The 13,805-nt window shown below is 62.4% G+C and carries 13 protein-coding genes; 4 read left to right on the top strand and 9 right to left on the bottom strand.

Going from position 1 to position 13,805, the window contains the following annotated elements:
* Positions 1–20: 20 nt before the first annotated feature.
* The 6 genes from WIN67_RS20200 to WIN67_RS20225 all read right to left on the bottom strand — a co-directional run bounded on the left by WIN67_RS20200 (position 21) and on the right by WIN67_RS20225 (position 5,541).
* Positions 21–2,378, bottom strand: coding sequence for a fimbria/pilus outer membrane usher protein (locus tag WIN67_RS20200; RefSeq protein WP_339069944.1), 2,358 nt, complete (start codon positions 2,376–2,378; stop codon positions 21–23).
* Between the two features lie 118 nt (positions 2,379–2,496).
* A complete protein-coding gene (locus WIN67_RS20205) occupies positions 2,497–3,288 on the bottom strand; it encodes a fimbrial biogenesis chaperone (RefSeq protein ID WP_102881817.1) in 792 nt (263 codons plus the stop codon).
* A gap of 46 nt (positions 3,289–3,334) precedes the next feature.
* Positions 3,335–3,835 carry a Csu type fimbrial protein gene (locus WIN67_RS20210; protein ID WP_102864677.1) on the bottom strand — a complete coding sequence of 167 codons (501 nt, stop codon included), beginning with the start codon at positions 3,833–3,835 and terminating at the stop codon, positions 3,335–3,337.
* 4 nt (positions 3,836–3,839) lie between these two features.
* Entirely contained in the window at positions 3,840–4,376 is a 537-nt protein-coding gene (locus WIN67_RS20215; protein ID WP_102864676.1) for a Csu type fimbrial protein, read from the bottom strand.
* A gap of 20 nt (positions 4,377–4,396) precedes the next feature.
* A complete protein-coding gene (locus WIN67_RS20220; RefSeq protein ID WP_339069945.1) occupies positions 4,397–4,936 on the bottom strand; it encodes a spore coat U domain-containing protein in 540 nt (179 codons plus the stop codon).
* Positions 4,937–5,040: 104 nt separating this feature from the next.
* The gene (locus tag WIN67_RS20225) at positions 5,041–5,541 is read right to left on the bottom strand and encodes a spore coat U domain-containing protein (protein ID WP_339069946.1); all 501 of its coding nucleotides are present in this window, start codon (positions 5,539–5,541) and stop codon (positions 5,041–5,043) included.
* A 237-nt stretch (positions 5,542–5,778) separates the two neighbouring features.
* On the opposite strand from WIN67_RS20225, the gene zapE reads away from it, so the two are divergent.
* Positions 5,779–6,897, top strand: coding sequence for a cell division protein ZapE (zapE, locus tag WIN67_RS20230; RefSeq protein ID WP_339069947.1), 1,119 nt, complete (start codon positions 5,779–5,781; stop codon positions 6,895–6,897).
* Positions 6,890–7,519: a hypothetical protein gene (locus WIN67_RS20235; protein WP_339069948.1), complete on the top strand. Its 630-nt coding sequence runs from the start codon at positions 6,890–6,892 to the stop codon at positions 7,517–7,519. The genes zapE and WIN67_RS20235 overlap by 8 nt, the downstream gene beginning before the upstream one ends.
* A gap of 211 nt (positions 7,520–7,730) precedes the next feature.
* Here the strand turns inward: WIN67_RS20235 and WIN67_RS20240 are convergent, their stop codons facing one another.
* A complete protein-coding gene (locus WIN67_RS20240; RefSeq protein WP_375107148.1) occupies positions 7,731–8,747 on the bottom strand; it encodes an ABC transporter substrate-binding protein in 1,017 nt (338 codons plus the stop codon).
* Positions 8,748–8,919: 172 nt separating this feature from the next.
* Between WIN67_RS20240 and WIN67_RS20245 the strand changes: the two genes are divergently transcribed.
* Positions 8,920–10,461 carry a PucR family transcriptional regulator gene (locus WIN67_RS20245; RefSeq protein ID WP_339069949.1) on the top strand — a complete coding sequence of 514 codons (1,542 nt, stop codon included), beginning with the start codon at positions 8,920–8,922 and terminating at the stop codon, positions 10,459–10,461.
* Here WIN67_RS20245 and WIN67_RS20250 read toward each other — a convergent pair.
* Together WIN67_RS20250 and WIN67_RS20255 are read right to left on the bottom strand one after the other, a co-directional pair.
* Positions 10,451–10,795 (bottom strand): cupin domain-containing protein, encoded by a 345-nt coding sequence (locus WIN67_RS20250; RefSeq protein WP_253126651.1) that lies wholly within the window; start codon positions 10,793–10,795, stop codon positions 10,451–10,453. The two genes, WIN67_RS20245 and WIN67_RS20250, sit on opposite strands and share 11 nt — an antisense overlap.
* Positions 10,796–10,810: 15 nt before the next feature.
* On the bottom strand, positions 10,811–12,196 hold the full coding sequence (locus tag WIN67_RS20255; protein WP_339069950.1) for an NAD(P)/FAD-dependent oxidoreductase: 1,386 nt from the start codon (positions 12,194–12,196) through the stop codon (positions 10,811–10,813).
* Positions 12,197–12,473: 277 nt separating this feature from the next.
* Between WIN67_RS20255 and WIN67_RS20260 the strand changes: the two genes are divergently transcribed.
* The gene (locus WIN67_RS20260; RefSeq protein ID WP_339069951.1) at positions 12,474–13,787 is read left to right on the top strand and encodes a leucine-rich repeat-containing protein kinase family protein; all 1,314 of its coding nucleotides are present in this window, start codon (positions 12,474–12,476) and stop codon (positions 13,785–13,787) included.
* Positions 13,788–13,805: the final 18 nt, after the last annotated feature.

The raw sequence follows: 13,805 nt of genomic DNA on the forward strand, positions 1-13,805 counted from the left end.
CTTGCCTCGTGACGCCACAACTACTGGCAGACCAGCGGGCCGATCAACGGCACCTGCTGCTGTTGCAGATCCATGTCGAACTGCGCACGGCAGCTCTGGCCATCAGCCAGGCTGACTTGCAGGCTGTTGTGTTGCGAAAGATTCTCCAGATACACCAGCCCATCCCAGCCGACCACCGCCCGAGCCCCACTCTGCTCATGGGTCACGGTGCTGCCCAGGGGCAGTTCCCGTTGCTGGGCGTCCACCAGCACCACGCTGGCGGCGATGATCCGGGTCAGTGGAAACTCCAGCAAATAGCCGCTGCCACGACGCACCGCCACTCGCTGCTCCACATTCGGCGTCTGGACGTTGGCCGGCAGGTTCAACGGATCGATCTCGTACTTGCCCCGGTAATAGGCACTGCTCCAGGGCACCAGCAAGTGTCCGTTCTTGTCGGTCTGCCCCACCAACTGGTTTTCATAGCGCACCGGGATGTCCTGGTAACCATCGGTGCTGACCACCACGAAGGCATCGTCGATCTGGTTGGCGGCGAACACCTGGCGGTCCATCCACACCAGCGAGCCACTGGCATCGGCCCAGCGGGTCTCGGCATCGCGGGTGCCATAGACCCCCGCCTGCAGGCGCACCGACTGCAGGCGCCAGGTGACATCCGCCTGGCGATAGTCGGCGCTGCTGCCCGTGGCATAACCCAGGTTGTAGCCAACCCCGCCCTCCAGGGGCACCGAACGACTGAAATTGACCCGCTGGCGGTTTTCCCCCGTCTTGCTGCGTTCGTTGCTCAGGCTCAGGCTGCCGTGCAAGTCGAAGGGAATCACCAGCTGCGCCTGCATCGCCCACTGGCTGTCGCCGATCTCCCGGTTGGCCGACAGGTAGAAGCTGCTGTTGTGCCACAGCGGCTTGCTCCAGGTCAGGTTCAACAATCGGGTGCGGCTCGAATCGGCGGCCCGCACATCGAAGTAGCCGGCCCCCAGGCTGCCGTAGCGATCCAGGTTGAGGCTCAGGGTCAGTTGCTCGCTGCGCTGGCTGAGGCTGATGTAGGGGCTGTCGACCACCGTCAGGTCGGCATACTGGTCACGACGTTGCATGCGCTGGTACGCCAGGCTGAAACGCTGGTTGTTGTACTGGTAGCCGAAGCTGAACTGCTGACCGCCGCTGCCGTCAAAACGGCTCTGGCTGAGCGCCGTGTTGAGCACGCCGAAGTTGCCCAGGCGCAGATTGCCGCCCACCCCGCCCAGCGTCAGGGAGTCCGAGGCCTCGGCATGCGCTTCCAGGGTCAGGCTGTCGCTCAGGCCATGGCGCAGGCTGCCGGAGGTGACACCCGGGCCATAGCCAAAATCACGCAGGGTGTAGTCCCGGCGCAGGTTCCCTGCGGCCACCGAGAAATCCGTCAGGCCCTTCTGCAGCAGGCTGCTGGTGACGTAGAACGGCACCGTGGTCGACACTTGCCGCCCCAGGGCGTCCGTGGTCACCACCACCGCCTCCCCCGCCCCGTTGATAAAGGGAATGTTGGTCAGGGTGTAGGGCCCCGGCTGCACCTCGCTGCTGCTGGACTTGTAGCCATTGATGAACAGGTCCAGGGAGGATGGCACCGCCGCTTCACCGGCAAACTGCGGCAAGGGATAGGTCACCAGGTCCGGGCGCACGGCGAAATCCCGAGACAGCTGGACCCCACCCAGACGCACCGAACTGCTCCAGGGCAAGGCGCTGCTCACCACGTCACCCGCCTCATAGGTCAGCAGGCGTTCTTCATCGGAAAAACGCCAGGTGGTGTCATAACGCCGATACCCATTGTTCAAAGAGGTGCTGGCAACGCCGGACAAGGTCCGCCGGTACTGCCCGGTATTGGACAAGGTGCCCCAGGTATCGAACAGCCGCACTTCATTCCAGGCCGCCAAGTAGGTGCCGCCTTCATCGGTGTCATTGAGGTACAGATCGTAGTTGAGCAGCGCGCCGAAGCTGCTCAGGGCCGGTGTCCGCGGATAGGCCTGGCGACTGCCGATGAACTGCTCCGGCAGCCAATCCGGCGGCACATCAATCAGCAGGCGCTGGCCCTGACTGTCGTAATCGCTGTGCAGGCCCGGCAGGCTGTCCAGATCGACTTCGCTGCCCAGCCCCTCCGGCAGCTTGATGCCGGTTTCCCGCAGCGTCTGCACCGGCATGAACAATCGTCCGGCACGCTGCTCCACCGCCACCACCTTCCCTGTGTTCATCTGATTGATCACCAGTTCCAGAAACAACTGTGCATCGGCCAGCGACTCCAGGCTGCTGGGCGGTGGCGGCAGCTCGCCAGCTTGGCAAAAAGGCGCCAGCATCAGACCGCACAGGCCAGCCATCAGTCCTTTCCAGCAGCGCAAACAACGAGCAGCGTCCTGGCTCATGGCGGGTTCAAGTCCATCTATGGACATCTCCATCCCAAGGCGGATGCGTCACCGCGCTCACATCCGTCCGTACCTCTTCCGACCGCCACCTGGCAGGCGCTTGCATGACTGCAGTGGATCAGTGCGCAGGCGCCAGACTCTGCACCTGCGGCGCGCCATTGACCCGCAGTTGCAGGGTCGAATCCATTGTCAGGGGGTCCGTCACCGGCCAACGCATGACCGCCCCGGGCAGCACGTAACCGAGCAAGCCCGGCGCCAGCGGCCGGGTCTGCCCGCCCTGCTTGAACGCCACATCGGTCAGGCGTGCGTGCACTGCCCCCTGGTTACGCAGCTCGAAAAACGTCTTGCCGTCCACCGCCACTTTGCGCCAGCTCAGGTCCGGCACCCCGGCGCCCTTGGGATCGCGAGGGCGGGAAGTGTCTTCCTTGCTCCAGAGCCCGGCGCCATAGGCGAACAACGGCACCGAGTAACGCATCTGGAAGCGGATCGCCGCCGCACTCTTGGCCCCCTCTTCCGGGGTGATGGGCTTGGCCGAAGGAATCTCGTCGATGATGATCCGGTACGCCAGCTCCTGCCCCGGCGGCACCTCACGGGTTCGGGTCAGGCGCACCAGTTGCTTCTGCCCGGGTTCGATCTTCGCCACCGGCGGGCTGCCGATGACGTCGCGCTGGTTCTGATACTGGTCGGCAAAACCGCTCTGGCTCCAGGCAAACACCCGGATCTGCAGGTTGGCGGTTTCAGTACCGCGGTTTTCCAGCCACAGTGCACTGGCTTGCTGATCCGCCTCCAGAACCGGATCGATCGGCCAGATCAGCACCGAGCTGGCGGCCTGGACCCTGGGCACGCCGGACAACACGCCGGCCAGTATCAGGTAACCGGTGGCCCAAAGGCCCCGCAAAGGTAAATGCATACTGCTACTCCTTGTCCGCCTGCCGACTGGTTGTCGACTCGCCCCATCACCACGACAGCTGCACCTGCAGCACATCGCTGTAAGTCCCCCCAGGCTGATTGCCCGGCAACTGCACCTGCCCGTAAATCGGCAGGCTGATGTTATTGGCATCGCTGTAAGCCACGGCCACGCTCTGGCCTATGCCCAGGCTCTGGCTGTACGCCGCATCGCGAAACAACTGATAGGCCACCCGGGCACTGCCGCTATTGAGCTGCATATGTCGCCCGCTGCTGTTGTACTGACCGCCGTCCACGGTCATGTTCAGGGCCACTCCCGGTGTGCACTGCAATTGCACGCCCCCGATCAACGCCACTCGCACGGTGCTGGTGGACAGCGCCGACTGGCTGCCGAAGGACAGGCTGCCGTAGTTGCTGACACCGCCTACCACCAGACAACCGGCGGTGATGGTGGCACTGACCTGGAAGTTCTGGCTGGTGGCCGCCCAGATCCACGCCGGCCAGGCACTGGCGCAGATCAGGGCAAACAGCGCAAGACCTTGGCTGGCCATGGCATCAGAAGGTCAGCTGCACGGACACCGTATCGGTGTAGGTGCCGGCCGGCAGCCCGGCCTTGCCCACGGCCTGACCATAGAGGTTCACGGTCTGCGCGACCCCGGTGCTCGGCGCCAGGTTGATCACCCCATTGATCGCCACGATCTGCGAGTGGCCGGAGTCGGTGTACAGGTCGTAGGGCACATAGTTGGCCACCCCGTCGTACAACGCCCGGGTGCCACCCGAGGACATACCGTCATTGTTGCCGCCCTGGATGGTCAGGCTGGGTGTGGTGCCGCTGGAGCAGAGAATCGACAGAGCCCCGCCACCGCCCCCCAGCACCTGGCCAGTGGCCGTCGTAAACAGGCTGTTGGTGGTGCCGAAGTTCAAGGCGCCGAAGTTCAGACCGGTGCTGCCGCCCACCCCGTTGACCTGGCAACTGCTGGTAAGGATCAGGGTCGAGCTGATCTGACCGGTGACCGTAGTGGCGGCGTTGGCCGTGGAAACCATGACCAGTCCCAACAAGGGCCAGCCAATCCTGGATACAAGCGCGTGCATGATGTGCGTCCTCTCGTGAGTTACCAATCCAGCGTGATGGTCAGGGTGTCGGTGTAGACCCCTGCCGGAACCGCGCGGGTATTCGCGACCACAGAGCCGAACACCGGAATGGGAATCCGCCTGCCGCTGCTCACTGCGAAATTGCGCTGCTGGCCGATGCTGTAGCTGTCGCTACCGGATGCATCGACAAACAATCGATAGGGAATGGTCTGGCGTCCGTTGCTCAAACGCCGGGTTGTACCGTCGCCGTTGAGGCCGCCATTGATGGTCACGGTGAAACCGGTGACCGAGGGATTGCAGGCCACCTGCAACTGGCCTTCGGCACTGTCGGTGAGGCTGGCCTTGATGGGGTTGACCCAGGTCGGCCCCTGCTGCCCGAAGTCGAGCATGCCCAGGTTGCTGATGGGGTTCGTGGAGGGCGCGCTGCCGCCACTGCTCACCTGACAACTGGCAGTGATCACCAGGCGCGCCTGGATCTGCCCGCTGATCGCCGCCTGGGTATCATCAACCAGCAGACACAGCGAGCCCAGGGCGACGATCGTCCAGGTCCTGCCTTTCATTGCACCCATCCCGGTTCCATCAGGACTCCCACGTAAGCCGTTCAACCTGAACGGCTGTCCCTGCTCTGCCCGGGTCCCCCGTGGCAGCTGTCATACCCCCGACCTCACCAGGTCAGGGTCACCTTCAATACATCGGAATAGCCCCCGGCCCGGGGAATCTCGGCCAGAGGTTCAATGCGCCCGTACAGGGGCAGATCCACAGTGCCGGAGTCAGGCACCCGTCCACTGACCGGGACATTCACCGGCAACGCAATGCGCCGGGCCGAGTCCTGGTAGAGGCGATAAGGAATGGGTTTGCCCAACGCACTGTTACTGGCCAGGTAACGCACCTCGCCGACACCGCCATGCAGGCCACCGTCGATGCGCATCTGATAAGGGGTATCGGGATTGCACTCCAGGCGTGGCAGACGACCACTGACCAATGCCGCAGCCAAAGGCCCCGCCGGATCGTTCAGGCGCGCAGCACTGCCAAAGTCCAAGGTACCGAGTTGCTCGACACCCGCCTCCCGCTGCTGACCCACCAACTGGCAGCCACGCTGCACATCGACCCGGACCTGCACCTGCAAATCCGCGGCCCCTGCCGTCGCGCTGAGCAACGCGCTCATGACTGCCAAACCCTTATATCCATTCAAGGCCTCAATCCTTATGAGGAGCATTCGCTGAAATCAGGTTAGCAACCGCGGGCGAAACTGCCAGTTAGCGTATTAATCGGCCTGCCCGGTGTGAATGACCGTCTATCGCCGCCATGCCTTTTCGAGATCACTGGCTGTTGGGGTTTCTATTGGTTAAATTGTCGCGCCGCTTTTAAGGTAGGCGGCCTGGAATCATCGGGGTAACCACCATTGGCCGCTTTACCGCCAACACCTGCACAGACTCAATCACCCTGGCGACGCCTGTTCGCCCGAGCCTTGCGCCGCCCGAACGGTGCCGGTGGCGTGATCCATGACTACTTTCGCCACAAGGCCCTGGACCTGGGATACACCCTCAGCCACAGCCAATTGCGGGTGATCGACTGCATGGCCCGGCAGGCCGACGACCTGACGCAATCCCCCGGCAAGGCCCAGAGCCTGTACCTGTACGGCGCCGTCGGCCGGGGCAAGAGCTGGTTGCTGGACGGCTTCTTCCGCGCCTTGCCCATCGCCGAAAAACAGCGCCTGCACTTCCACGACTTCTTCGCCCAGTTGCACCAGGGCATGTTCCGCCATCAGCAGCAGGCCGACGCTCTGGAAGCCACCCTGGATGAACTGCTCAACCAGTGCCGAGTGCTGTGCTTCGATGAGTTCCATGTCCATGACATTGGCGATGCGATGCTGATCACCCGGCTGTTCAAGGCCCTGTTCAACCGCGGCATCACGCTGTTACTGACCTCCAACTACGCCCCCGAGGGCCTGCTGCCCAACCCGCTGTACCACGCCCGCTTCAAGCCGGTGATCGAACTGATCAACGGGCGCATGCAGGTGATGGAGGTGGGAGGCCCCCACGACTACCGGAGCCAGGCCCGCACCCACGATCAGCAACTCTTCACCCAGGGTCACTATGTGTGGCCCGGCACCCCGGCCCAGCGCCAGGCCCTGGAACTGCCCGAGCGCCATGCCGCGGCGGCGCAACTGACAGTAGGCGCCCGGCAATTGACCGTGCGCCAGATCCAGCAGCGCAGCATCCGTTTTGAATTCAACGATGTGTGCGAACAGCCCACGGCCGTCATGGACTACCTGGAACTGAGTCGCCACTTCGACACCTGGATCATCGACGAACTGCCGGAGCTGGGAGAATGCTCGATCGCCGCCCAGCAACGCTTCATCAACCTGATCGACGTGCTCTACGACCAGGACAAACGCCTGCTGCTGATCGGCCAGCGCCCGCTGCACGAGTGCCTGGGCGGCCACGCCATCGACCTGGCGCGCACCCGCAGCCGCCTCGGGCAGTTGCAGGAAATCGGTCCCGAGCCGGCCCATGACTGAGCCAGCGCACACCTGCATGCATAGGCTGCCGCTGACTTTTTTCCAGCTGCTTGACCTGCACCTGAGCAACTTGACGCTCGAACATCCGTGCCGGTTTGGCCTGCTGGCGTTCTCCCCCGCCGAATTCGCGGCAAAGGGCTACGAACTGATCGGCGAGCCCACGGACTTTCACTTCTACGAAAAGAGCCACTTGACGGATTACCACCAGCGAACGCTGGAGGTGATTTTCAAGTGCTACTTCTTCGGCCAGCAACGGATTGACAGTGGCTTCAACCTGGTGTGCGGCGTCCGCCTTACAACCTTGCTCAAGTACCTCAAAGGTGGGACCGAGCCGGGCCACAGCCTGGCCTTTTACTTCTCGCACGACAAGAAAGAAGGCGCAGTGATTCTGGATGACCGGCATGTGATGCGTTTCAACCAATGGAGCGCCAGAGGCGCCTATCTGATTGCCACCCTGGAAAGCGACTTTGACTCAAGCAACCCCTCGGGCAGGATGGCCACCGAGTCAGTCAAAAAGACCTTTGAACACTACAGCCTGGAGTGGATGCCAAGCGAGACCCGAAACCTCAGGCATCCCACCGCATTCCGCAGGTTGGCCAGAGCCATGCACGCTGGCCTGTAAATGCCGTGTGCTCTATCGAACGGCCGTCAGCCTTTTGCAAGCCTTCCAGGGTGACGGGCCGACCCGGTGATCGGCGCTTGGCATCAGCCCGACCCTTCATGGGCAATTCATCGAGTAGCTGGAAGCATTCGGGGAAGAGTAGATGGATGTCGATCGAGTTGGCGTCTGGCAGGAACGGCGCGCCGTTCCTGCCTGAACGATGTAACAAGCGCTATTTGGCAGCCCAGGCATTGAAGCGCTGGTGCAACTGCTCGCCATGGTCGGCCCAAAAGGTCGGATCCATTGCCACCTGCTGTTTCAGATCGGGCAGTACGCTGAGCCGTTGCTCGCTGAGCAAGGTGTTGGCGCGCTGGTTTACCGGTGCATAGGCAATGTGCTGCGCATAATTTTTTTGTTGCTCGGCTTCAAGGGTGTAGTTGATGAACTTGAGACTTTGCTCACGATTCTTCGCACCACGGGGTATGGCCCAGGCGTCCATGTCATACAGGCCGCCATTCCAGACGATGCGCAGGTTGCTCTGCCCCTGTACGGCGCTGATTCGGCCGCTATAGGCGGAGCTCATGACCACGTCGCCAGAGGCCAGGTACTGAGGAGGTTGGGCTCCGGCTTCCCACCATTGAATACTGGACTTGATTTCATCGAGTTTACGGAATGCACGATCCTGTCCCGCCTCGGTGGCCAGCACCTTGTAGACCTCCTCCGGAGCTACGCCATCTGCCAGGAGCGCGAATTCCAGGGTGTACATCGGGCCCTTGCGCAGGCCGCGTTTGCCGGGAAACTTCTGCACATCCCAGAAATCTTTCCAACTGGTCGGGGCGCTGGTGAGCTTGTCGGCGTTGTAGGCCAGCACCGTAGACCAGACGAAGAAGCCCGCACCGCAGTTTTGCAGCGCACCGGGAAGCAGGTCTTTCGCCAGGTTCGGGTCGACGCTGAATTCTTCCAGCAAGCCATCGTCACAGGCGCGAGCCAGCTCGGGCAGCTCCATTTCAACGACGTCCCAGGAGACACTGCCGGTGTCCACCATGACTTTGATCTTGGCCAGTTCGCCGTTGAACTCGCCAGCGATAATCCGTGTGCCGTGTTCAGCCTGATAGGGCTTGTAGAACGCTGCAACCTGGGCGTCCTTGTTCGCGCCTCCGTGGGATACCACGGTGAGGTCGGCAAGGGCCGAAGTGGTCACGAGGGACAACGCCAGCAGCATCAATGGCAGAGTCGGTTTCTTAGTCATTATTTGCGTCTCCAGATGATTGAGGCCTAGGTCCAAAAAAGGATCTGCTGCTACCTGGACGAGTTTTAGTGTCGCCTGCCGCGTCGGCAATCGTACCAAGTTAGAATTCCGCGACTGGCCTTGGTACGTTCGTATGAGCGGGCTTTGCTGGTGGGTGTCGGGGTGGCATGCTGTGGCCCTTCAAGTCCCGGGCCTGATCGAACACGCCATGTCATTGACCGTCAGCGACATCATTCAGATTCCAGCATTGCGCACGCGCCTCATCGGAGGAGCTCGGGGGGTTGACCGACCGGTTCGCTGGGCACACGTCTGCGAGCTGGATGACCCGGCTCAATGGCTGGGGCCCGGGGAGCTGTTGATGAGCACCGGAATGGGCATCCCCGCAGGGCCGCAGGAACAGTGGCGTTATGTACATCGCTTGCAGGCGGCCGGACTCTCGGGGCTGATGATTGGCGAAAGCATGCAGGCACCGGAGGATCTGCAAGGCCTGCAGGACGCTGCCGATGCCTTGGGCTTCGCATTGCTGATGACCGAGTACGGCGTGCCGTTTTCCTCGGTGACCCGGGCCATTGTCGAGGCCACTCAACAGGAAGAAGTTGAGCGTCGGCAGGCCATCACTCGGCTCTACGAGAGTGCGCGCATGGGCATTCAGGGCTTGGGGCTCGAAGCGCTCTTGAACCGCCTGGAAAAAGACGTCAAAGCCAGCCTCAGGCTGCTCGATCCGCACACCCTGGAGCCCTATCTGGCAGGACTTCCAGAAGTCGTTGCCGTACAACGCTCAGCGCTGCAGCAGCGCTTGAAGCCTTCGGGCAATGTGCCTGTGGTGCAACGCTGGCGCTCAGGTGACGACGATGTACTGCTGATGTTGATGCCCAGTCGCCGTCCTTGTGTCCTGGTGGCGCAGGGCGAGAACCTGCCGGACTATGGTTTGTTGCATCACATGGCGGCGGTTTTGGGTATCGAGCTGGAGCGACTGCAGGTCGAGCGGGAACGGCATCTGCGCCTGACCTCGGAACTGCTCGATGATTTGTTCCAGCAACGCTTGTCGGCTCGTCAACTGACCGAGCGTCTGCGAACGTTCGGCGCGTCGCCGGAGCATCTGCGCGTTGCGGTGATGCACAACGACGGTCGGGAACTGGCCGAGCTGGACGACCTGTTGTCACGGACCGAGGCCAAGGTGCTGATGCGCGTGCAGGGTGACGAGCTGATACTGCTGCTGTGGGGGGAGCACAGCCCCCGGACCGTTCAGGTGCGTTTGCACAGGTGCCTGGGCCTGAGTAATCCACTGGGGCATGCCGAACGCGGCCTTGAGGCTTTGCGAGAGGCACGTTTGGCCTTGGCGCATGCCAGCGCCGAGCAGCCCCTGGCTTGCTACGAGCAGACCGAGACGATGGCTCCATGGCTGGCGCAGAGCCTGGAGGGTGCGCAACAGACGTTTCAACGGGTACTGGGCAGTCTGCTGGAGTATGACCAACTGCAAGGCACGCAATTGCTGCGTACCTTGCAGGTATTCCTGCAGCAGAATCGCTCGTGGCTGATCGCCGCGAAGGTGTTGCATGTGCACAAGCAGACGTTGGTCTATCGCATTCGGCGCATCGAGGAAATTACCGGACGCTCTCTGGATCACACCGAGGACGTGGCGATTCTCTGGTTTGCCCTGCGCAGCGCCGAGGTCGCCGGGGTGCACGAACGTATCGCTGCCTTCAAGGAATGATCACGAAGCTCTTTCTGACGGTTTCGCGGATGTCCCACTCGCCTTGGCAGTTTGCGGGAAAAAATACCGCATCGCCGGCGTGAATCTCTATCGTCGGGCCGTGGTCGGGTACAAAGAAGCCGTATCCGACTATGAAGTGACTGAACTCGCGCTCCAGTACCTGGCGGCGCCAGCGTCCAGGCGAGCATTCCCAGACCCCGGTCAGTAACGACGCGCCAGCATCCTCCATGCTTATGCGAGTCCTGGCCACCAACTCGCCGATGGGTTGTTTGACGTCAACCGGCATTCCCAACGCCAGGCCTGAAGTGTTGCTGAAGATAATCGGGGCGCTCATGACGGCTCCTTTGATTCAAGGTTTTTTGTCTTCAAGACCGGCGGGGGCCAGCTTGCTCAGCGAATGGGCCAGCCAGGATGGCGCACGACCCAATGCCTGCGCGCGCTCCTTGCGCTTGACGGCATTGCGCACTAGCAGGCCGCCGCAGTAGCGCAAGGGTTCTGGTGGGAACCGGCGCACGGAGCGATTGACCAGGCCGCAGCGGCTCCATTGGTTGTTCAGGTCCAGAGCCAGACTGGCGAGAATCTGTCCCCCCAGATGGCTGGGTCCGACCCCATTGCCGCTCCAGCCCACGCCGTAGATGATCTGCGGCGCATCCTGCAGACGGCCGAACATGGGCAAACTGTCATAGGTCCTGTCGATGGGACCCGACCAGCGATGTTCGATAGCCACGTCGGCAAGCTGCGGGTAAAGGCGCCGAAAGTCCTCTTCGACCTCGGCATGCAACTGTGGCAACTGGTCATAGCGAGTGCCGACCCGGCTGGCAAACGACATCAGGCCGGTGCCCTTGCCGAAGATGATTCGCCCGTCCTGGGTGGTGCGGTAATAGTCGACCATCTGCTGGGAGTCGGTAATGGCTTCGCCTCCGGTCCAGCCGATGGCCTGCAAGCGCTCGGGGATCGGTGCAGTGGCGATGATGGTGCTGCTGACCGGCAACACACTGCGGCGCAATTGCGGTAACTCGGCAGACCAGGCATTGGTGGCCAGGACTACGCGTTGAGCACGGAGCTGACCGTGGTCAGTGTGCAGGCGCGTGGGTTGGCCGCGTTCCATTTGCCGAACCCGACTGTTTTCGAAAATGCGCACCCCCTGTTCCAGGGCCACCCGGCGCAGGCCGCGTACCAGGCGAGCCGGATGCACTGTGGCATTGCCCGCCTCGAATACACCTTCCAAGTGCATGGGGGAACCGCAGCGGCGAGCAATTTCGGCGTTGCTCAGGCTGCGGAACACGTCCTCGCCCAATGTTGCACAGGTGTGCTGCACGCTTTGCCAGGCGCCACGTTGGGCCTCGGTTGTGGCCGTCCATAGCCAGCCTGACCGCACGAAGTGCGCATCAATCGCATGTTGCTCGCAGAATATTTCAATTTCTTCGATGGCCTGTGCGGAGGCTCGAGCCAGTTTCAGTGCCTCTGCTGCGCCGCACAGCGCAGTCAGGGAACTGATCTTGGGCCACCATGACATGACGAAGCCACCATTGCGCCCTGAGGCACCTGCGCCGCAGATGTCCTGCTCAAGGATGGCTACGGTTTTTTCGGGAGCCAGTTGGCGAATGTGCAAGGCTGTCCATAACCCGACAAAGCCTCCGCCGATGATGGCGATATCCACATTGCAGTGGCCTTCCAGCGCAGGCGCTGGACTGAGCTCATCCGCTAATTCTTGTAGCCAGAGAGATCGTTGCATCGTTGATCCTGCCGATGTTTATCGAGCATTCACAGTGACGGCGAGCTGGGCTGGCGGGCAATTGAGCGAAGTACAAAAAAGCTGCGCAGGACTTGTTCGAAGGTATGAAGCGTCACCATTGCAAGCTGAAGCGGGCTACCCCAGCTCTTGATGCTGTCGGTGCTCGACACCGATTTTCTGCAGTTGCGCAAACGCAAACCGCCGCCCAGGCAGCAAAACCGGCCGATCTGCTTTATCCTCCCCGCCCTTTTCCTTCTTTCGAGTACTGACGCTGTTCATGGATACCCTTGCTCAACTGCGGGCCGGCCAGCTGGCCGGAATCAAGCGCCTGGACCTGTCCTGTGGACTGACCGAGTTCCCCCGGGAGATCTTCGATCTCGCCGACTCCCTGGAGATCCTCAACCTCAGCGGCAACGCCCTGAGCAGCCTGCCCGACGACCTGCACCGGCTCACTCGCCTGCGCATCCTGTTCTGCTCGGACAACCAGTTCAGTGAAGTACCGGCCTGCCTCGGCCAATGTGGGCAACTGAGCATGATTGGCTTCAAGGCCAACCGCATCGAACGGGTGCCGGCCGCCGCCCTACCGCCGCAGCTGCGCTGGCTGATCCTCACCGACAACTGCATCACCGAACTGCCCGAAGAGCTGGGCCAGCGCCCGCTGTTGCAAAAGCTCATGCTGGCCGGCAACCGCCTGACCGCCCTGCCCCAGAGCCTGGGCCAGTGCCACAACCTGGAGCTGCTGCGGATCGCCGCCAACCGCCTGACCGAGCTGCCGCCGTTCCTCCTGGCCCTGCCACGCCTGACCTGGCTGGCCTACGCCGGCAATCCGCTGGAGTCGGAAGCCGACGCCACGGCGCTGGCATCCACGCCAAGCATTCCCTGGAGCGAACTGACCCTGGAGCAGCGCCTGGGCGAAGGCGCCTCGGGAGTGATTCACCAGGCCCAGTGGCAACCCGCCGGGCAACCGCCGCGCGCGGTGGCGGTCAAGCTGTACAAGGGCGAGATGACCAGCGACGGCTCGCCGCTGCACGAAATGAACGCCTGTATCAGTGCCGGATTGCATCCGAACCTGATCCGGGTCGAGGGCCGCATTGTCGAGCATCCCCAGGGCCAGAACGGACTGGTGATGCAACTGATCGACCCCAGCTACCGCAACCTTGCGGCGCTGCCGAGCCTGGATTCCTGCTCCCGGGATATCTACCCGGATAACGCGCACTACCGTGCCGGCGTGATTCTGCAAATCGCCCGCGGCATCGCTTCGGTGGGCGCCCACCTGCATGCCCAGGGCATTACCCACGGCGACCTCTACGGCCACAACACCCTGCGGAATGAACAAGGCGACTGCCTGCTGGGGGATTTTGGCGCGGCGTCCTTCCATGCCAAGGACGACACCCCAGAGAGCCGGGCGCTGCAACGCCTGGAAGTGCGGGCCTTCGGTGTCTTGCTGGAGGAATTACTGGAGCGTGGGGATGGCTCGCTGAGCCTGGAACAGCGGCAGAAACTGGCGGCGCTGGTGCAGCGCTGCTGTCGGCCAGAGGTGCTGGCACGACCGGACTTTGCCCAGGTCTGTGAGGAATTGGCGGGGCTTTAAAACAGCTTCGCCGGCCAG

It is taken from the genome of Pseudomonas idahonensis, from assembly GCF_037903935.1.
GTDB lineage: Bacteria > Pseudomonadota > Gammaproteobacteria > Pseudomonadales > Pseudomonadaceae > Aquipseudomonas > Aquipseudomonas danubii.